Raw genomic sequence first — 20,025 nt, forward strand, 5'->3', positions numbered from 1 at the left:
GCTCTCTTTCTGCTCAACCTCCCAGGATTAGTATATAATTGCGAGGTTTTACCTGACCCTGGCAAGAGATACTGATGTACATCCCGTTATTCCAACAGCTTGATAGCCTTCTGACTGCGACCCGCGATTACTGGCAGTTTCTGCCATTCGCCACACCGCCGGGGCAGTGGCAGCACTCATATCCGGAGATGTACCAGTGGCTCGCTCAGTTGAAGGACGACGATCTTCAGCTGTACAGGGACGATCCTGAGCAACTTGCCCGGGCACTGTTACCGTGGATCCCTGAAGCGAAAGCGCTGTTGGCGTTAAGTGAGCTGAAATCCCTGCCGCAGGTCTCCCGTCCGTTACCCCGGGGAATGGACGCCGGTGTACCAGGAAGGAAATGGCAGCAGCTGGAAGCTTTTAATGGCGCAATGCCGGCGTTAGGGCTGCCCTGGTTGGAATGGTGCGCCGGAAAAGGCTTTCTGGGGCGGGTGCTGGCAGCGAGCCATTTTATGCCGGTGACGAGTTTAGAATGGCAAGCTGGATTATGCGAGGCTGGTCAGGCTGCGGCACATAAGCTGAAGTTGCCGATGACGTTTGTACAGGGCGATGCGTTTTCCGCGGACAGTGAGCAGTACATTGTGCCGGAGCAGCATGCGGTGGCTTTGCATGCCTGCGGCGATCTCCATGTGTCATTGCTGTCACGGGTGGCCCGGAAAAAGGGGCAGGCCGTCAGTGTGTCTCCCTGTTGTTATCACCTGATTCGTGGTCATGCCTATGAGCCGATGTCGGCCGTGGCGCGCAACAGCCAGTTATCGCTGTCAAAGCAGGATTTAAAACTGCCCTTGCAGGAAACGGTCACCGCAGGCAACCGGGTGAGAAACCTGCGTTTTCTTGAGGTGAGTTACCGCCTCGGGTTTGACAGCCTGCAAAGGAATATCCTCGGTCAGGACAGCTATCTGCCAGTGCCGAACGTGCAGAAAGCATTACTGAATGAAGGCTTTGAAGCCTTCTGCCGCTGGGCTGCCGGGCAAAAGCAATTGCCATTGCCGGGCAACATTGATTTTGCGGTCTGGCAGAATGAGGGAGAGCAGCGCTATCACTGGGTGGAACGCCTGGAGTTGGTGCAGCAAGTGTTTCGTCGTCCGCTCGAGTTGTGGCTGGTATACGATCGGGCGTGCTTTATGGAAGAAGCGGGTTATCGGGTAAGCGTCGGTACTTTCTGCGACAAGCCGATCACTCCACGTAATATTCTTATTCATGCGGAGAGAACACCTTAAATGGACACAAGTACACTGATTTACTGCGCCTTGGCTTTAGCGGCGGGCTGTTTTGTCCAAAGCACGGTGGGTTTTGGTATGGCTATTGTCGCAGCCCCCATTGTGTACTTTTTTGAACCTCGATTTGTGCCTGGTACGGTGACCTTTGTGGGGCTGGTTCTGGCCCTGATAAACATGTGGCAGTACCGGGCCATGATTTCTCTGAAAGGGCTGGGGGCGGCATTTGTCGGGCGGGTGCCTGGTACGCTGGTCGCCGGGGCGTTGTTGCTGTATATCTCCGCTGAAGCATTGGCTCTGGTGTTGGGCGCAGGGGTACTGATTGCCGTATTGATCAGTGTACTGAAAGTGAGAATTAGGCCGACCTCGACATCCTTATTCTGGGCTGGTTTTGCTTCCGGTCTGATGGGTACCACCACATCAATCGGTGGTCCGCCGATGGCGCTGGTACTGCAACATGCCGAAGCCGGTAGTCTGCGAGCCAATCTGGCCGGGTATTTTGTGTTCAGTTGTATTCTGTCACTGATCACGTTGTCGGCGACGGGACATTTTAGCTGGTGGCACCTGAAGTATGCGCTGATGATTTTACCTGCGCCGATTCTGGCGACCTGGTTTGCGTATCGGATTCAGCATTTAATCAAAGCTGAGTGGTTGCGGTTTGCCCTGCTTGGTTTGTGCTCATTTTCGGGAGTGATTGCTATCTGGCAGGGACTGTCACCACAAATGGCGTAAATAATGACGGGGAAGCATCAATGCTGCAGCATGCGTTGGTGTTACCGAGCCAAATACAAAAGGCCAGTGCAATGCACTGGCCTTTTTAGTCGGTTTTGGCTGGGCTGAAAGTCAGACCACTGCCGTATGCTGCAGCGTGAAATTGCGTTCTTCATGCTCATGAGCCGGCATTGGACGACCGAGGAAATAGCCCTGACAGTAATCAAACCGGCAGGACTTCAGGTAGTCCAGCTGCTCCTGGGTTTCTACCCCTTCTGCAACAACACGCAGATCCAGTTTCTCACAAATTGCACGGGTAGCTTCAATAATCGCCTGGCTGCCTTTGTGCTCGCCCTGCACAAAGCTTTGATCCAGCTTAACTGTGCTGATTGGCAGATCCTGCAACTGAGACAGGGATGAATAGCCGGTGCCAAAATCATCCAGATACAGCTCCAGACCCAGCGACGCGAGATCATCCAGGCACTGCTTGGCATCATCGTATTCCTGCAGCATGGTTGATTCCGTCAGCTCAAGGGCAAGTTGCGATGGCGGGATGTTATAGCGCAGCAACAGCGATTCTATCGTGGGAGCCAGGCTGGATTGGAGCTGAGCCCGTGACAGGTTCACGCTCATAATAAAGCCTTTACCGAACTTCTCGCGCCAGACTGACAACTGCTTACAGGCGGTCTTCAGAATCCACTTACCGAGCGGTACAATCTGGCCGGTTTCTTCTGCCAGCGGAATAAATTCGGCCGGGGAAACCTGTCCCAGTTCTTCATCGTGCCAGCGGATCAGCGCCTCGAACCCTTTCAGTTGCTGGGTCGTCATATCAACAATCGGCTGGTAGTAAAGCTCAAAAGCTTCCGCTTCCAGAGCCAGCGTCAGGTGATGGCGCAGGGTCATTTTCCGGTACAGGGCATCGGCCATATCCGGCGAGAAATGATGGCTGCGGTTGCGCCCCCGGAGCTTGGCGCGGTGCATCGCCATGTCAGCCTGAGTGATCAGGGTTTCAATATCTTTGGCATCTGTCGGGAAGTCCGAAGTACCAATGCTGCATCCGATTGAGAGCTCGCCCACTTCTTTGAGGTGAAACGGCCGGTTCAGGGCGCGGATCAGCTTCTGGGCAAACAACGAAGGCTGGCGGATATTACGGTGCTCGACCTGAATGATGAACTCATCACCGCCAAACCGCGCCAGCAGGCCATCATCTTTGACCTCGTCCTTCAGGCGGATGGCAATGGCCCGCAACAGTTTGTCACCAATGGCATGGCCATAGGTGTCATTGACCATTTTAAACCCGTCAATATCCAGAAACAGCAGACTGTAAGGGTGCTGGTTGTTTTGGTTTTCGGTAATGGCGTTAGTGATACCGCGGCGGTTCAGCAGGCCGGTCAGAAAATCATGTTCGGCATTGTATTTGGCTTTTTGCAGCTGCTCTTTCTCCTGGCTGATGTTAACCAGATTAAGCAGCAACTGGTGTTTGTCTGTCAGCCACTTGCCATCAATACTGAACCAGTGATGATTTTTGCCGGTCCAGCACAACTTTTTGGTTTTCAAGTTGCCTTCGGTTTTGGCTTTGGCCAGCCATTCCAGAGCTAACTGACTGTCACCCAGAAATCCTTCCAGGCTGAGTAATCGATCGCCAAAAGCGTGGGTAAATGTGTTGTTAGCACTGACCAGTTCGCCATCTTCGGCAAACAGCAGGGCTAAATTGGAGGTACTGGAAAACGCCAGTTCGCGGCGCAAACTGGATTCTTCGGCAATGACTTCAACCAGCATTCCGATGCGACCATCTTCTAATGGAATGCCGGAAAAATAGCAAAGCGCTTTCTTGAGAATGTTGTTCGGGGAGAAATACCACCATGTTTTGACAGTTTCACCCTCTTCAAAACATTTCAGGTAGCTGTCGAGCACGGCATTCACCGCCTCTGACATATCCCGGCTAAGGTCGCGCGATACCAGCTCTTCTCGACAGGTCGCTTCCCATAAAGGCAAGGCGGCAGAATTTGCCCAAAGAATACGTTTTTGGTGAATGTCGAATACCCATACAGGCGACTGAAGGTATTCAAAAAGAGAAAAAGAACGATTCATCACCAAGCTATATAAATTATTGTGATAGTTGATAAATACTATATTAAAAACAGGATGTTAAGTATGTGCTCACTACGAAAGCGTGATGCTAATTCACGAATAATGAATTATTCTGTGTTATTTCTTGAAAGTCAGCAAAAAAATCGATAGCTGATCACTGTTTTTATATAAATAAGTGACTATTTTGAACGATAAACCCTAGCTTGGGTATGACTAAAAAGTATCAAATTGTATTTTTGAATCGCCAGATAAAATAAAGGCAGCTGCAAGAATCAGCTGCCTGGTTAATTATACAGGTCTCATTTTAACCGGTTAGCCAACAGCGGGTAGTAGACCAGCCATCTGCAGCAGCTGTGAGGAGATAATCAGCACTCCGGCGCTTGCCGCCAGCAGCAGCGCCGGTTTACCGCCTGCCACCCGGTAGGCGTCATCTTCCTGACCCCGTTGCTTGCGTTGTGCTGTCACCATGGCGACTGGTAGGAACACCGCCAGAATGACCAGGGCAATCGCCGCAAAACCCAGCGCCATAATGAAGCCCTGTGGGTAAAATAGGGCAAAGCACAGTGGTGGTACAAAGGTGATCAGTGCGGTTTGCAGACGGGCACTCTTGCTCTGACCTTTGCCAAAGCTGTCCGCGATGAAGTCAAACAGCCCCAGACTCACACCCAGGAAAGATGTGGCCAGCGCCAGATCGGCAAACACGGAAACAGACTGGCTGACCATCGGGTTATGCAGAATTTCGCTTAGTGCACCGATAAAAGTACCCAGAGAATTATTCGCCATCAGCTCACTTTGGCTCATCACCCCCTGGCTGGCTACCTGCCAGAAAATGTAGATGATCAGCGGCAGGGACGAGCCAAAAATCATCACCTTACGCAGTGATTTCATATCCAAACCGATGTAGCGCACAATCGACGGGATACTGCCGTGAAAGCCGAACGAGGTAAAAATTACAGGCAGGGCAGAAATGACCAGACCTTTCTCTACCGGCATGTCCACCAGATGCCCCCCCTCAACGTTGGGAACCAGCAGGCCCAGCATCACTACCAAGGCAACGACTTTAAGCGTAAACAGGACACGGTTCACCAAATCGACAGAATGTGTCCCGACCCCGACGATAGTTGCAATAATTACTGTAAACAACACGGCGCTGCTTTGCGGAGAAATACTTAATCCGGCCCAGTAGTTCAGTTTCTCATTCAGTTGATCACCGCCACCGGCAATGTAAGCCGCACACAGTGAGTACATCAGGAACACCACCGCGAAACTGGCCAGTAACTGGCCCTTACGGCCCAACAGCTGATGTGCGAGGGAATTCAGGGTTGCTGACGGATCGGCATGCTGGTGAACTTCCAGCATCAGCAGTGCTGTGTAAGTCATAAGCAGCCAGATACTGAACATGATCAGCGTGGCAGTGGTGAACCCCAGTCCGGCTGAAGCCAGGGGAAGGGCAAGCATACCGGCACCAATGGTTGTACCGGCAATAATCAGCATACTGCCGAATGTTTTATTCATGGACATTAAATGGATCACTCCCAGAAAAAGGATTTAGCGGTTCGGGAGGAAGTGTTTACACCTGCGGTGACTTCCTGCATGTAAGGAGGCCACAACGGCGCGTTCAGAGTGTTTATTTTTGTTTACACCTGTCTAAGCCGTTGTGGCTATCGATAGCAAGTGTTCATCTGGTGGTTTTCCATACTTCGACGCTGCTTTTTAGTTGTAAATTGCGGTTTTCTTACTCAGGGTAAGGTTTGGTTTTGTGTGCGTACCTTATCCTTATGATATCTGACTGTCAACTTTACTTTATCTTGGTGTAATTTTAGGTTTACACTCAAATGATTGGTAAGTTGAATGAGGGTATGGAAGCGTCGTGTTCGAATGAAAAAAAACTCAGGGAACAGAATGAGATAAGGAAAAAAGAGTGAGATAGATAGAAAAGCGAATTAAGATGAGAACACACCCAATGGCAAATTAAAGCGATGGACTGGCCGCTGTCGTTTCGGCCATGGTTCAGGCAGACCATAACGTTCAGGCAGAACGTAAATCAGCATGTAGGGGACAGAATGCTACAGGTAGTGATGATCAGTACCGGTGAAGAGGTACTGCACGGAGATATTACAGATACAAACGCAGCCTGGTTGTCGCGTTTGTTTTTTGAGCAGGGTTTTGCGATGACCCGCCGTACGACGGTGGGGGATCAACTGGACATGCTGGTAAAAGAAATTGAGCATTGCAGCCTGACGGCGGACGTTGTGATTGTTAACGGCGGATTAGGGCCAACAACGGACGATCTTACTAATCAGGCCGCAGCGATTGCAGCGAATGTCGGGCTGGAATTGTCTGACTCCTGGGTAGCGGCTATGCAAGCTAAATATGCGGAACTTGGCCGTGAAATGCCGGAAACAAACCTGAAACAAGCGATGTTGCCGGAAGGGGCGGGAATTTTGGATAACCCGATTGGAACCGCCTGCGGGTTCGCGATGCGGCTTAATCGGGCCTGGCTGTTTTTCACCCCGGGTGTGCCTAGCGAATTTAAAAAGATGGCTCACGAGCAGATCTTACCAAGGTTGAAAAACCGTTTCCCGGAGAACCTCGCCAAAGATTGTCACCGCTTGTATACATTCGGTTTATCCGAGTCGGGTATTGGCCAGACTCTGCAGTCTCTGCCGTTGCCGGAGGAATTCGAGCTGGGTTACCGGTCAGCTTTGCCGTTTATCGAAGTCAAAGTGTTCTGTCCACGTCTTCACCCGCAGGCTGGTACGGTAAAACAAGCCATCAGTGAACGTTTGGGTGAGAACGTCGTGTCGATGGATCAGCCGTTGCTGGCGCTACTGGAAGAAAAGCTGGCTGCGACCTCTTATTCGCTGGCTCTTGCCGAACAAGGCACCGGGGGTTTTGTGGTGAACTGGCTGCAGGAACAACCCACGTTACAGATGCGCCTGAAGCAAAGCTGGGTGTTTGGCGAATCATCAGGGCCGGCAGATGCAGATTGTGATCTTTCAGATGGTGAACCATTACTGGATGTGGAGTCGATGGCGCAGGCGGCAGCGGTGCAAAGTGGTGCCCAACTGGTGCTGGCCTCAGGCAAAATCCGCGATGGAAAGATTGCGGTTGCCCTGCTGACCCCTGATGGTATCTGGTCGCAAGAGGTGACCACGAAACGTCGGTACAATCATCAGTCTTTCCGCCATGTTATCTCGACCCTGATGCTGGATATGCTGCGGCGCTGGCTGAACGCTCAACCTGTGTTTGGTCATTCAGAATCGCTTCAGCGCCTGGGCAGCAAAGTACTACAGCAGAGTGCACAATAGCTGAAGTTTAATCGCAGCAGTTTTATTGCAGTCGCTTTTTTGCAGTCGTTTAGCGGCAGAGGTTAACCGGCATCAGTGTCAAAGCGGAGTACATTCTCGCCAGATTGTAAATGTAGCGAAAAAATGACAAATGCTGACCGTACGAAGGGGCTCTTATGCGGAGCCCCGTTTTTGTCGCGCTCTGTTTTATTGCTCTCTGTTTTGTTATGCGATGTTTTATTGCGCGATGAACTTTGCCTTAGCGCAATACTTTGACGCAGCAGTGTTTTAAACGCTGCACCCTAAACAATATGGATATACCCATGAATCTTGATGTTTTTCAGGTCGATGCTTTTACCTCTGAACCATTCAAAGGCAACCCGGCGGCAGTGTGTCTGATTCCGCCCGAGTACACTCATCACATGGATGAGACGCTGATGCTGGCCATTGCCAGAGAAATGGCGGTCTCGGAAACCGCCTTTTTGTTCCTGCATGACATGCGCCTGCGATGGTTTACACCAGAGGTGGAGGTTGCACTTTGCGGGCACGGGACCTTGTCTGTGGCGCATGTCCTCAAAGAGCTGGGACGCATTGAAAAAGGGGAAACGATCGCGTTTTCCACCTTGTCCGGAGTTTTGCGGGTAACGGTCAGTGACAATGACATTGTGATGGACTTTCCTGCCACTGAGGTGGATACCTCCGCGCAACTTCCTCAGGCCTTGCTGAGCGGATTGGGACTGACAGAATCGCAGGTAGTGGCGTCGGGTTTGTTCGATACCAAATACTTTATAGAAGTGAGCGATGAGGCCATTGTGCGTTCCTTGTCACCCGACTTTTCTGCCTTGAAGCAGTTGCCCGGTCGCAGTGTGCTGATTTCGGTACGTGCCGCGGAGGGGACGGATATCATCTCCCGGTATTTTGCTCCCTGGGTGGGGGTGAATGAAGACCCGGTGACCGGTTCGGCGCATTGTGCGCTGGCAACTTACTGGGGGAACATGCTGAATTTGACAACTCTGAGCGGTTATCAGGCTTCCGCGCGAGGCGGTCAGGTAAACATGACGCTCTGCGACGACAACAGGGTCAAGCTGTCAGGGCAAGCGGTAACCGTATTGAAAGGGCAGTTGATGTTGCCATCATGCTAAGCAAGCAAGCAAGCAAGCAAGCAAGCAAGCAAGCAAGCAAGCAAGCAAGCAAGCAAGCAAGCAAGCAAGCAAGCAAGCAAGCAGCGAACACATTGCGCCCGGGAAATGATGGCCGGATGCTATGTTCGTGAAGCTATGTCTGTGAGGACATGTTTTCGATCACATAAATGGCAGTATGAATGGCATAAACGGTAAGTCTGCTGCCCACTTCTTATGTGGCGTGAAAAGGAATTTAAGTCCCGTTTTATGATTCGACGTTATCGCCAAACCGACTGGCAATCGGTCACGGAAATCTATCTGCAATGCAAGCCGGCTGAGTTTGCCGGTGAAGCGTTTGCCGAAAAGGGACTGGTGATTTTGCCGCTGCAGGACAATTTGCCTGCCAGACGCCAGTTCTTCGCCTCGGATGTGTTTGTCTGTGAGAGAGACAAGCAGGTCGTGGGGTTTATCACCCTGGAAGCGCAAGGCAACCAACCTCTGCAGACAGCAACTCGGCATGACATTGCTTCTTCTGATAATGCTCGTCACAAAAAAGCCCCTCATAAAAAAGCTGTTTCACCCCAAGGCGTGCATATTGGCTGGCTGTATGTTTGTCCCCGCTGGCAGGGGAAAGGTATTGGCCGGCAGTTACTGAAGTATGTACTTTCTCTGCCACGAGGCTATTCTGATGCGGCTACTTCGGCCACCTTGTCTGTAACGCCGGAGGCGGTTGCGAATTATTCTGTTCCCACGAACTTTGGGGTTACTCACTCCGGTATCACGCAGTCAGGTGAAAGCGGGTGTGATGTGTCCCAAGAACGGGTTTCTGACAATGAGGTTACTGAAGTCTGTTCAGCAGAATTAGGTACAGGCACTATAAGCCTTTGTGTGACAGCCTCTAACCATAAGGCGATTCGTCTGTATCAGTCCTGCCAGTTTGATATCGTGGGCAGACAAGTGGTGTCAGTACAGGGGTGTCCGGTTGTAGTTTTACGGATGCAAAATACGTTGTGTATCTCTTAGGGTGTATCTCTTAGCGTGTATCTCTTAGGTCGGGCGATTGATGATTGCGGAATCGGATGTCGTTTGCCAGAGAGAGGCTATTCACACCAGACAACGCCAGGCTAGAGAAAAACAACGATTGTATTCAGGTTTGGTCAGGGCAAACTTTTATACTCAAAGTGCAAAAATGATTCATTCGAGCGCGAGACTAATCAGAGCGAAAGGAAGAGCATGGACGGCATTACAGAACTGGGATTGTTTATTATTACGGCCTTTGCGCTGAACATCACGCCGGGCCCGGACTCGCTGTATATTATCGGGCGCAGTGCGCATCAAGGTTGGCGCGCCGGGACAGTAGCGGCATTGGGAATTGCGTCCGGGGTTATGGTGCATGTGCTGGCTGCTGCGTTGGGACTATCGGCTTTGCTGGCTACTTCGGCCACTGCCTTTACGGTGGTGAAAGTCATCGGTTGCCTGTACTTGCTGTATATCGGCTTTGGCATGTTGCGTGCCCGCCATGCGTCACCGGAGCTGCCATTAAATTATGGCTCGGCTTGCATGCCGCTAAATGCCATCTATTTTCAGGGTTTTCTTACCAACACACTGAATCCGAAAGTGGCACTGTTCTTCCTGGCTTTTGTGCCTCAGTTCATCGCGCCTGATGCAACGGAGAAGACTTGGTCATTTATTCTGCTTGGGGTGATTTTCAATGTTAACAGTCTGCTCTGGAGCCTGTTTCTGGTCTGGACATCATCCAGACTCGGGGCCCGTCTGAGACACAATCCGGCATTTACTGTCTGGCTGAATAAACTGGCAGGTGGGTTGTTTGTGTATTTCGGGTGCAAGCTGGCTCTGAGCCAAAGTGCTTGATGTGGCGGTTGTTGTTGCTGAACACAGATTTGCAGAGCACAGATTTCATTGGCAGCGCTTGGTCTGCGATACAACCTGGTCTGTGATTTAGCCTTGTTTGCGGCAAAGTTTTATCTGAGACATAGCCCTGTCTGAGAAATAGCCTAAACGGAGAAGCAAACTTGATTAGGGGTTGGGATCAGGAGCGGTGGGCAGTGCCAGAGAGCGTGTTTTTAGTCAGGTCTTCCTGCTCTGTTTCGCCAATATCATAGGCGAACTCAACTTCGACCCCGGATTTCGGAATCGCGCAACAAGCCAGAATCTCATTGGGGGCAATAAACGCCATGCTGTCTTTCTGATCAACCGCACCGGCAGCCAGCTTGCAGCGACAAGCACCGCACATACCGTCACGGCACTGGAATTCCGGACGCAATCCGGCGCGCTCCAGCTGGATGAGCAAAGGCTCACGGCTGTTGCCGTGAACCTTCATGCCATTCACCTTGATGGTGATTTGACTCATAGCTCGAAATCACCCAAATCGTCGGCGCTGACATCGTTGTCGATCTGGCCAACCAGGTAGGAACTGATTTCTGCTTCTTGTGGGGCGACCTGAACGTTGTCAGAAGACAACCAGGAGTTGATCCAAGGAATCGGGTTCTGCGTCGCGCCCGGGAAGGCATGTTCCAGACCCACAGACGCCATACGCAGGTTCGTGATGTATTCCACGTACTGGCACAGGATGTCTTTATTCAGACCAATCATCGAACCGTCTTTGAACAGGTATTCTGCCCACTCTTTTTCCTGAATGGCCGCATCTTTGAAGATGTGGAAACACTGCTCATGGCACTCAGCGGCAATTTCAGCCATCTCAGGATCGTCCTGACCGGTACGTAGCAGGTTCAGAATGTGCTGAGTGCCTGTCAGGTGCAGGGCTTCGTCACGGGCGATCAGCTTGATGATTTTCGCGTTCCCTTCCATCAGCTCACGCTCGGCAAAGGCAAAAGAACATGCGAAGCTGACGTAGAAGCGAATCGCTTCCAGTGCGTTGACAGACATCAGGCACAGGTACAGTTTCTTCTTGATCTCACGTAGGTTGACGACGACGGTTTTACCATTAATGGTGTGCGTACCTTCACCAAGACGGTGGTAGTCGTTGGTGGCGCTGATCAGGTCATCGTAGTATTTAGAAATGTCACCCGCACGTTTGATGATGTGCTCGTTATCCACGATATCGTCAAAGACCACACTTGGGTTGTTCACGATATTACGGATGATATGGGTGTAAGAGCGCGAGTGAATGGTTTCAGAGAAAGACCAAGTCTCAATCCAGGTTTCCAGCTCAGGAAGCGACACGATTGGCAGTAGTGCGACGTTCGGGCTGCGGCCCTGAATGGAGTCCAGTAGGGTCTGATATTTCAGGTTACTGATAAAAATGTGGCGCTCATGGTCCGGCAGGTTATTGAAATCGATGCGATCACCGGATACATCCACTTCTTCCGGACGCCAGAAGAAGGAAAGCTGTTTTTCGATCAGCTTTTCAAAAATCTCAAATTTTTGTTGGTCATAACGAGCAACGTTAACTGACTGGCCGAAAAACATCGGCTCTTTCATTTGATCGTTATTGGTTTGACAAAAAGTGCTGTATGCCATCTTATCCTCAACATCAATGGGAGCCGAAGCTCCCATTCATCTAACTTTTAAATTTTGCAGCTTGTGCAGTCGTCTGCAACGTCACCTTGGGCATCGGATGCACCATCACGAGTGTTGTGGTAGTACAAGGTTTTCACGCCGAGTTTATACGCTGTTAGCAGGTCTTTTAGCAACAGTTTCATTGGCACTTTGCCGCCTGCTTGCTTGCTCGGGTCGTAGTTGGTGTTGGCAGAGATCGCCTGATCGATGAACTTCTGCATGATACCCACCAACTGCAGGTAACCGTCGTTGCTTCCGATGTTCCACAGCAGTTCGTAGTTGTCTTTGTACTTGGTGTACTCAGGCACTACCTGCTTCAGGATACCGTCTTTAGACGCTTTCACTGACACGTACCCGCGAGGAGGCTCAATGCCGTTGGTCGCGTTTGAGATCTGCGATGATGTCTCAGAAGGCATCAGGGCAGACAGTGTCGAGTTGCGCAGGCCGTGAGTTTTGATTTCCTCACGAAGTGCTTCCCAGTCGTAACGCAGTTCTGCAGAGCAGATGTTGTCGATATCTTTCTTATAAGTATCAATCGGCAGAATGCCTTGAGCGTACGTTGTTTCGTTAAACGCCGGGCACGCGCCTTGTTCTTTAGCCAGACCCAAAGACGCTTTCAGCAGGTAGTACTGAATGGCTTCAAACGCTTCGTGTGTCAGGTTGTTTGCGCTGCCGTCTGAGTAGCGAACGCCGTGTTTAGCCAGGTAGTAAGCGAAGTTAATAACGCCCACACCCAGGGTACGACGGTTCATGGTTGCACGGAACGCCGCCGGCAGTGGGTAGTCCTGATAATCCAGCAGGGCATCCAGTGCACGAACGGTCAGGTCCGCAAGCTCTTCCAGATCATCCAGAGAGTCAATGGCACCCAGGTTGAACGCAGACAGCGTACACAGGGCAATTTCACCGTTCTCGTCTTCCACGTTGTTCAGTGGTTTGGTCGGCAGTGCGATTTCCAGACACAGGTTTGACTGGCGAATCGGTGCAACAGACGGGTCGAACGGGCTATGCGTGTTACAGTGGTCAACGTTCTGAATATAGATACGGCCGGTTGAGGCGCGCTCTTGCATCAGCAGTGAAAACAGGTCAATGGCTTTGATTGTTTTGCGCTTGATGCTTGGGTCTTGCTCGTATTTCACGTACAGACGTTCAAATTCTGCCTGATCCGCGAAGAACGCATCGTACAGTCCAGGAACGTCAGATGGCGAGAACAGGCTGATGTTGTCGCCTTTGATCAGACGGGTGTACATCAGTTTGTTGATCTGTACGCCGTAGTCCATGTGACGAACACGGTTTTCTTCCACGCCACGGTTGTTTTTCAGCACCAGCAGTGATTCCACTTCGCCGTGCCAGATTGGGTAGAATAGGGTGGCCGCGCCGCCGCGTACACCGCCTTGAGAACAGCATTTCACCGCGGTCTGGAAGTACTTGTAAAATGGGATACAACCGGTGTGGTACGCTTCGCCGCCGCGAATTTCAGAACCCAGAGCACGAATACGGCCTGCGTTAATACCGATACCGGCACGCTGAGACACGTAACGCACGATGGCGCTGGCTGTGGCGTTGATAGAATCCAGGCTGTCATCACACTCGATCAGTACACAAGAGCTGAACTGACGAGTAGGGGTGCGCACGCCAGACATGATTGGCGTTGGCAGTGAAATTTTGAACAGAGATACCGCGTCATAGAAACGTTTGATGTAGTCCAGACGTGTTTCGCGTGGGTATTTGCTGAACAGACACGCCGCGATCATCATGTACAGGAACTGGGCGCTTTCGTAAATTTCGCCGCTGACACGGTTCTGAACCAGATATTTACCTTCCAGCTGTTTCACTGCTGCGTATGAGAAGTTCATATCGCGCCAGTGATCGATGTAGGTATCCATCAGGTCAAGTTCTTCTTTGCTGTAGTCTTCCAGCAGGTGTTTGTCGTACTTGCCTTTCTCAACCAGACCGGTGACATGGTCGTACAGTGCTGGTGGCTCAAACTGGCCGTAGGCTTTCTTACGCAGGTGGAAGATAGCCAGTCGTGCAGCCAGGTACTGGTAATCAGGTGTCTCTTCCGAGATCAGATCAGCTGCTGCCTTGATGATGGTTTCGTGGATGTCTTCAGTTTTGATGCCGTCGTAAAACTGAATGTGAGACTTGAGTTCGACCTGAGAGACCGAGACGTTTTCCAGACCTTCAGCGGCCCAGGTGATCACACGGTGAATTTTTTCCAGATCGATGTTTTCTTTGCGTCCATCACGCTTGGTAACAGTGAGCTGTTGATTCATTTTTGGTCGTTTTCCCGGATATCAGCCCAAAACAGGGAGTTTTGCAAAAATTAGCACGAACGTGAACAAAGAGTGTGATCTTTGTTAGGTTTCAGCCAATCGTTACAAACACTATATATTGGGGTGTTGAGCTATTTGAGTTACAAGATAGTGATGATAATGGGGTAATGCAAGGTGGTATTTTTTAACCGGCTGTGGATAACATGGGGACTTATAATTTTTAGTTAGTGCCAACTAACCGATTTGCGCAGGTCTGACAATATCATAGAAAAATGCAAAAAAAATTCGCCCCGAATTTGGGGGCGCCGAAAAAAAAATCCTTGATTTTTGACCCTCATTGTACAGGTCGGATGATACAAAATTTTCTGGTTATTTCTTGGCTAGTTAGCCCGTAAAAACGGGGTTTATAAAATGGAAAGTAGATCTCCCGGGTGGGATAAAATCCCCGTTGCCTGCCATGCCTGTGGCGTATGGTCAGCGCCAATATATCCCCATCCGGCCACATAGCCCGGCATACTGGCTGCTCTGGCGGCAATCATGTCTTTTTCGATGTCACCAATATAGGCGCAATGCTGATGCTGAATTCCCATCATTTCACAGGCATGCAGCAGGGGAGCCGGATGGGGCTTGGCGACTGACAGAGTATCGCCGCATACGATGACGCGTGCGCGCATCAGTTCCGGGAAAAATGGCAAAAGCAACTCAGTAAGAAAACCGGGTTTATTGGTCATGATCCCCCATGGCAGCTGCATGTTATCAAGCGCTGTCAGCATCGGGCTAATACCATGATACAGAGACGTATTAACGCAGATATTTTGCTCGTAGTAGTCAAGAAATTGCAGGCGTAGCTGATGTATATCGAGGTGCGACGGAATTGTGCCGAAACCGGCGGTCAGCAATCCCCGGGCACCGTAGCTGGTGTTGGCACGAATTTGTTCATCAGACAGCGGGGGATGATCATAGTCGGCGAGTACCCGGTTAGCGGCGTCAGCCATGTCTGGTGCGGTGTCAAGAAGGGTGCCGTCCAAATCAAACAGGACAGCCTTGATCGTTGATGCCATGGTACGTTTCCTTGTAATGACAAACTGACATTAGTGTAGTGGCTGGCATCAGGGCGAAGCAAGGGGACGCAGGTTTCCTGCGAGTGACATCTTTCTGCTTGCAACATCTTTTTGCGATGTCATAACAGCTGCGGAGTCATGCCGAAGAAGCAATACCGAAGAAGCAGTGCCGAAGAGGCGATGCCCGCAGCTGTTAATGTGTGGCTTGTTTTTGGCAAAGTCTTTGGCAGCGATCTTGAGAAAGTCCCTGCGGATTCTTTGCCAAATGAGCGTGATCGTTTTAAAGCTTCACGGTATGAACGATGTAGTTCACGTCCACGTTTTTGCCCAGCCAGTACTTATCAGTCAGCGGATTGTAGTGCAAACCCGTGATGTGACGTTCCTGCAACGGTGTGTTGTCGATCATCGCCAGCAGCTCTGAAGGACGGATAAACTTCTCGTGATCATGAGTGCCTTTAGGCACTAGCTTCAGCAGTTGCTCGGCACCGACAATCGCAAACAGGTACGATTTCAGATTGCGGTTCAGGGTCGAGAAGAACACGTGGCCGCCCGGTTTAACCATTTTGGCACAAGCGGCAATGACAGAAGCTGGCTGTGGGACGTGTTCCAGCATCTCCATGCAGGTAACGACGTCGTAGGTTTCAGGGAACATTTCTGCTTGCTCTTCCGCCGTCCGCTGGACGTACTCCAGCTTAGTGCCGGTTTCAAGGGCGTGCAGTCGGGCGACCGTCAGAGGCTCTTTACCCATGTCCAGACCGGTTACTTCAGCACCTTCAACGGCCATACTTTCAGCCAGAATGCCGCCGCCGCAGCCGACATCCAGCACTTTTTTGCCAAACAGACCACCGGCATGATCCATGACGAAGTTCAGGCGTAACGGGTTAATTTGGTGTAGCGGCTTGAATTCACCTTCGAGATCCCACCAGCGGGACGCCATCTCTTCGAATTTACTGATTTCAGCCGGATCGACGTTTAACTGCTTAGTCATCTGATATTGCCATATTCCTTATTAATGACCACATTATAGCGAAAACCGTCCCAGAGGTAATACAGCAGTGTGAAAAACCGCCCGGAGCGTGATCCAGGCGCGCCATCTTTTGATTTAAGGTTGGTTTAGTAAGGTGACAGGCCGACAGCCAGTGAGCCGATGGTAAAACGACCGGGTTCATTAGCCCTGTCACGGGTGAGCAGTGTAATTACTCCGTCGGGTCCAGGTGGCTGAATGCCAGCATTTCTGCCTGAACGTTACCGGATAACAGCATAGTGGCGGCTAAAATCACAATAAGCAGGTATTTCCCACCCATAATGCACATGCCGATGGTATTGATAGCTTGGCTTAACATACAGACCTCCGCTTAAATGTAACGGGTTGTAGAAAAACACAAATATCGCGATACAGGATTATTGTAGCGGGTGAAAAAAGGGCAATGTTGATAAGGATCAGGTTTCACGTTCAGACTCTGAACAGCTTGGTGACAAAAGTGTGAAACTGCCGCATCGATCGCTAATTTACAACTGGTTGCAATTTAGTCTGATTCGGTACAAAACAGGAAAAGTCGCAAAAAACAGGGGTTGGGTGAAAAGTGAACTGTTCTGTGCCAATTTGATAAATAAGCACTTTCGATTTTTTACTAATCCGCTAAATTACTCACAACATCATAGTGAAAGGTGTGCCTATCTAGACTGAAATATGCTATATTCTCGCACCTTGCACGTATGGTTCCAAACGCTATAGGTATCACATCACGAAGGCCCGTCCTGACGTGTGATAACTCTAAATATGTGATAGCTATGCCGTTTGGTATACGTATACGACAGAAATTACCTGAGGGATATTGGCTCCATGAGCGATCTTGCAAAAGAGATCACGCCCGTAAACATTGAAGAGGAGCTGAAAGGCTCGTATCTCGACTACGCGATGTCCGTTATCGTGGGTCGTGCTCTTCCTGATGTGCGTGATGGCCTTAAGCCGGTACACCGTCGCGTTTTGTTCGCGATGAATGTATTGGGCAATGACTGGAATAAAGCATATAAAAAATCTGCCCGTGTGGTCGGTGACGTAATCGGTAAATATCACCCCCATGGTGACAGTGCGGTATACGACACGATTGTACGTATGGCGCAACCTTTCTCGCTTCGCTACATGCTGGTAGATGGTCAAGGTAACTTCGGTTCGATCGATGGCGACTCCGCCGCTGCAATGCGTTATACCGAAGTACGTATGTCCAAGATTGCCCACGAGCTGCTGGCTGATCTGGAAAAAGAAACGGTTGACTACGTACCTAACTACGACGGTACAGAACAAATCCCTGCGGTACTGCCAACGAAGATTCCTAACCTACTGGTGAACGGTTCGTCAGGTATCGCGGTAGGTATGGCAACCAACATTCCTCCTCATAACCTGGGTGAAGTGATCGACGGCTGTCTGGCGTATATCGATGATGAAAGCATCACTATCGACCAGCTGATGGAATATATTCCAGGTCCGGACTTCCCGACTGCTGCGATGATCAGTGGCCGTAAAGGTATCATTGATGCCTATAAGACCGGTCGTGGTAAAGTTTACATGCGCTCTAAAGCGGATATCGAAAGTGACAAAAATGGCCGCGAAAGCATCATTGTTACTGAGATCCCGTACCAGGTGAACAAAGCACGTCTGATTGAAAAGATCGCTGAACTGGTTAAAGAGAAGAAAGTTGAAGGCATCAGCGCGCTGCGCGACGAGTCTGATAAAGACGGTATGCGCATCGTTATCGAATGTAAGCGCGATGCTGTGGGCGAAGTGGTACTGAATAACCTGTACGCACAAACTCAGCTGCAAACAACTTTCGGTATCAACATGGTGGCCCTGGATAACGGTCAGCCTAAAACGTTCAACCTGAAAGAGATGCTGAAGTGCTTCGTGAACCACCGCCGTGAAGTGGTGACACGTCGTACAATTTTTGAACTACGTAAAGCCCGTGAACGTGCCCACATCCTTGAAGGTTTGGCACTGGCGCTGGCTAACATAGATGAAATCATCGACCTGATCCGTAAAGCACCGACACCAGCGGAAGCCCGTGCCGGTCTGATCGCTCGCGGTTGGGACCTGGGCAACGTTGCGGCAATGCTGGAACGTGCCGGTACTGATGCGGCGCGTCCTGAGTGGCTGGAACCGCAATACGGTATCCGTGACGGTCAGTACTTCCTGACTGAGCAACAGGCGCAAGCTATTCTGGATCTGCGTCTGCACAAACTGACAGGCCTTGAGCACGAGAAAATCCTCGACGAGTACAAAACTCTGCTGGGTGAAATTGCAGAATTGCTGCATATCCTGGGTAGTTCTGAGCGTCTGATGGAAGTGATTCGTGAAGAACTGGAAGCGGTGAAAGAGCAGTTTAACGACCCTCGTCGTACTGAAATCACTGCGGCCAGCCATGATATCGATCTGGAAGACCTGATCACTCAGGAAGATGTTGTGGTAACTCTGTCTCATGAAGGTTACGTGAAATACCAGGTGCTGAGCGACTATGAAGCACAGCGTCGTGGCGGTAAAGGTAAAGCAGCCACCCGTATGAAGGATGAAGACTTCATCGAACGTCTGCTGGTGGCGAATACGCACGATACCATTCTGTGCTTCTCAAGCCGCGGCCGTATGTACTGGCTGAAAGTATACCAGTTGCCACAGGCCAGCCGGACTGCACGTGGTAAGCCGATCGTGAACATTCTGCCGCTGGAAGAAGGTGAGCGTATTACTGCCATCCTGCCGGTGAAAGAATACGAAGAGAACAAGTTTATCTTCATGGCTACCGCTGACGGTACCGTGAAGAAGACCCCGCTGACTGATTTCAGCCGTCCGCGTAGCGCCGGTATCATTGCAGTGAACCTGCGTGATGGCGACTCCCTGATCGGTGTTGATATCACCGCTGGCGGCGATGACATCATGCTGTTCTCGAAAGCCGGTAAAGTGGTACGTTTCTCTGAAGAGCAGGTTCGTGGCATGGGCCGTACTGCGGCAGGTGTACGCGGTATTAAGCTGGCAGAGAACGACAAAGTGGTGTCACTGATCGTTCCTCATAACGACGGCGATGTCTTGACTGTGACCGAAAACGGCTTTGGTAAGCGTACTGAGCTGCTTGAGTACCCGGCGAAGAGTCGTGCTACACAGGGCGTGGTATCGATCAAAGTGACCGAGCGTAACGGTAGCGTTGTCGGTGCTATCCAGGTACTGGACGGCGACGAGTTCATGATGATCACCAATGGCGGTACGCTTGTTCGTACCCGTGTGGCGGAAGTGAGCCGTGTTGGCCGAAACACCCAGGGTGTGACGCTGATTCGTACTTCAGAAGACGAGCAGGTTGTTGGTCTGCAGCGTATCGAAGAGCCTGAAGAAGATGAGCTGAATGATGCTCTCGAAGGCGACGTGATTAACGCTGAGAACGAGGCTGATAGCACTGAGTCATCAGTATCTGACGAAGATGCTGGCAATGATGATTCTGCTGAGCAGGATACCGATCAGGAATAATCCCTGAGTGTGTATCTTCATGTATTAAACGCAGCCTTCGGGCTGCGTTTTTTTATGGCTGAAAAAAGAGGATGAAGGAATTCGTCATGAAACCCTTTTCAGCGCCGTCATAAAGGTGTAAAAACAGGTATTCGATCCTGGTCACAAACTGTCAGAAAACATTTGTGACTTGTGT

At 50.7% G+C, this 20,025-nt stretch carries 15 protein-coding genes; 7 read left to right on the top strand and 8 right to left on the bottom strand.

Features of this window, described 5'->3' with window-relative positions; translation table 11 throughout:
* The first annotated feature begins 74 nt into the window (after positions 1-74).
* Positions 75-1,262, top strand: coding sequence for a methyltransferase (locus tag FH974_RS05400; RefSeq protein WP_047883332.1), 1,188 nt, complete (start codon positions 75-77; stop codon positions 1,260-1,262).
* Complete coding sequence (locus tag FH974_RS05405) at positions 1,263-1,991, top strand: sulfite exporter TauE/SafE family protein (RefSeq protein ID WP_047883333.1); 729 nt, start codon at positions 1,263-1,265, stop codon at positions 1,989-1,991.
* A 111-nt stretch (positions 1,992-2,102) separates the two neighbouring features.
* On the opposite strand, the gene FH974_RS05410 is transcribed toward FH974_RS05405, so the two are convergent.
* Both FH974_RS05410 and tyrP read right to left on the bottom strand, forming a co-directional pair.
* Positions 2,103-4,061, bottom strand: a complete 1,959-nt coding sequence (locus tag FH974_RS05410; protein ID WP_047883334.1) for a putative bifunctional diguanylate cyclase/phosphodiesterase — start codon at positions 4,059-4,061, stop codon at positions 2,103-2,105.
* Positions 4,062-4,373: 312 nt separating this feature from the next.
* Entirely contained in the window at positions 4,374-5,582 is a 1,209-nt protein-coding gene (gene tyrP / locus FH974_RS05415; RefSeq protein WP_207103544.1) for a tyrosine transporter TyrP, read from the bottom strand.
* A 542-nt stretch (positions 5,583-6,124) separates the two neighbouring features.
* Here tyrP and FH974_RS05420 point away from each other — a divergent pair.
* The 4 genes from FH974_RS05420 (at position 6,125) to FH974_RS05435 (ending at position 10,344) form a co-directional block, all read left to right on the top strand.
* A complete protein-coding gene (locus tag FH974_RS05420) occupies positions 6,125-7,372 on the top strand; it encodes a CinA family nicotinamide mononucleotide deamidase-related protein (RefSeq protein WP_047883336.1) in 1,248 nt (415 codons plus the stop codon).
* Positions 7,373-7,674: 302 nt separating this feature from the next.
* Entirely contained in the window at positions 7,675-8,493 is an 819-nt protein-coding gene (locus FH974_RS05425; protein WP_047883337.1) for a PhzF family phenazine biosynthesis protein, read from the top strand.
* A 246-nt stretch (positions 8,494-8,739) separates the two neighbouring features.
* On the top strand, positions 8,740-9,495 hold the full coding sequence (locus FH974_RS05430) for a GNAT family N-acetyltransferase (protein WP_207103545.1): 756 nt from the start codon (positions 8,740-8,742) through the stop codon (positions 9,493-9,495).
* Positions 9,496-9,705: 210 nt separating this feature from the next.
* Positions 9,706-10,344 carry a LysE family translocator gene (locus tag FH974_RS05435; protein WP_047883339.1) on the top strand — a complete coding sequence of 213 codons (639 nt, stop codon included), beginning with the start codon at positions 9,706-9,708 and terminating at the stop codon, positions 10,342-10,344.
* A gap of 178 nt (positions 10,345-10,522) precedes the next feature.
* Here FH974_RS05435 and FH974_RS05440 read toward each other — a convergent pair whose 3' ends face one another.
* From FH974_RS05440 to FH974_RS05465, 6 genes are all read right to left on the bottom strand, one after another.
* Complete coding sequence (locus tag FH974_RS05440) at positions 10,523-10,843, bottom strand: 2Fe-2S iron-sulfur cluster-binding protein (RefSeq protein ID WP_047883340.1); 321 nt, start codon at positions 10,841-10,843, stop codon at positions 10,523-10,525.
* Entirely contained in the window at positions 10,840-11,973 is a 1,134-nt protein-coding gene (nrdB, locus tag FH974_RS05445; RefSeq protein ID WP_047883609.1) for a class Ia ribonucleoside-diphosphate reductase subunit beta, read from the bottom strand. Before nrdB ends, FH974_RS05440 begins: the two co-directional genes overlap by 4 nt.
* 47 nt (positions 11,974-12,020) lie before the next feature.
* Complete coding sequence (gene nrdA, locus FH974_RS05450) at positions 12,021-14,285, bottom strand: class 1a ribonucleoside-diphosphate reductase subunit alpha (protein WP_047883341.1); 2,265 nt, start codon at positions 14,283-14,285, stop codon at positions 12,021-12,023.
* Positions 14,286-14,689: 404 nt separating this feature from the next.
* Complete coding sequence (locus FH974_RS05455; protein WP_047883342.1) at positions 14,690-15,346, bottom strand: HAD family hydrolase; 657 nt, start codon at positions 15,344-15,346, stop codon at positions 14,690-14,692.
* Positions 15,347-15,626: 280 nt separating this feature from the next.
* Positions 15,627-16,334, bottom strand: coding sequence for a bifunctional 2-polyprenyl-6-hydroxyphenol methylase/3-demethylubiquinol 3-O-methyltransferase UbiG (gene ubiG / locus FH974_RS05460; RefSeq protein WP_047883343.1), 708 nt, complete (start codon positions 16,332-16,334; stop codon positions 15,627-15,629).
* 208 nt (positions 16,335-16,542) lie between these two features.
* Positions 16,543-16,689: a hypothetical protein gene (locus tag FH974_RS05465; RefSeq protein WP_169776005.1), complete on the bottom strand. Its 147-nt coding sequence runs from the start codon at positions 16,687-16,689 to the stop codon at positions 16,543-16,545.
* A 500-nt stretch (positions 16,690-17,189) separates the two neighbouring features.
* On the opposite strand from FH974_RS05465, the gene gyrA reads away from it, so the two are divergent.
* Entirely contained in the window at positions 17,190-19,850 is a 2,661-nt protein-coding gene (gene gyrA, locus FH974_RS05470; protein WP_047883344.1) for a DNA topoisomerase (ATP-hydrolyzing) subunit A, read from the top strand.
* Positions 19,851-20,025 lie beyond the last annotated feature (175 nt).

Source organism: Photobacterium ganghwense (assembly GCF_017329545.1).
Taxonomy (GTDB): Bacteria; Pseudomonadota; Gammaproteobacteria; order Enterobacterales; family Vibrionaceae; genus Photobacterium; species Photobacterium ganghwense.

Coding starts and splice junctions, on each gene's coding strand:
- FH974_RS05400 (WP_047883332.1), top strand. CDS start 75: ATGTACATCCCGTTATTCCAACAGCTTGATAGCCTTCTGACTGCGACC.
- FH974_RS05405 (WP_047883333.1), top strand. CDS start 1,263: ATGGACACAAGTACACTGATTTACTGCGCCTTGGCTTTAGCGGCGGGC.
- FH974_RS05410 (WP_047883334.1), bottom strand. CDS start 4,061: ATGAATCGTTCTTTTTCTCTTTTTGAATACCTTCAGTCGCCTGTATGG.
- tyrP (WP_207103544.1), bottom strand. CDS start 5,582: ATGTCCATGAATAAAACATTCGGCAGTATGCTGATTATTGCCGGTACA.
- FH974_RS05420 (WP_047883336.1), top strand. CDS start 6,125: ATGCTACAGGTAGTGATGATCAGTACCGGTGAAGAGGTACTGCACGGA.
- FH974_RS05425 (WP_047883337.1), top strand. CDS start 7,675: ATGAATCTTGATGTTTTTCAGGTCGATGCTTTTACCTCTGAACCATTC.
- FH974_RS05430 (WP_207103545.1), top strand. CDS start 8,740: ATGATTCGACGTTATCGCCAAACCGACTGGCAATCGGTCACGGAAATC.
- FH974_RS05435 (WP_047883339.1), top strand. CDS start 9,706: ATGGACGGCATTACAGAACTGGGATTGTTTATTATTACGGCCTTTGCG.
- FH974_RS05440 (WP_047883340.1), bottom strand. CDS start 10,843: ATGAGTCAAATCACCATCAAGGTGAATGGCATGAAGGTTCACGGCAAC.
- nrdB (WP_047883609.1), bottom strand. CDS start 11,973: ATGGCATACAGCACTTTTTGTCAAACCAATAACGATCAAATGAAAGAG.
- nrdA (WP_047883341.1), bottom strand. CDS start 14,285: ATGAATCAACAGCTCACTGTTACCAAGCGTGATGGACGCAAAGAAAAC.
- FH974_RS05455 (WP_047883342.1), bottom strand. CDS start 15,346: ATGGCATCAACGATCAAGGCTGTCCTGTTTGATTTGGACGGCACCCTT.
- ubiG (WP_047883343.1), bottom strand. CDS start 16,334: ATGACTAAGCAGTTAAACGTCGATCCGGCTGAAATCAGTAAATTCGAA.
- FH974_RS05465 (WP_169776005.1), bottom strand. CDS start 16,689: ATGTTAAGCCAAGCTATCAATACCATCGGCATGTGCATTATGGGTGGG.
- gyrA (WP_047883344.1), top strand. CDS start 17,190: ATGAGCGATCTTGCAAAAGAGATCACGCCCGTAAACATTGAAGAGGAG.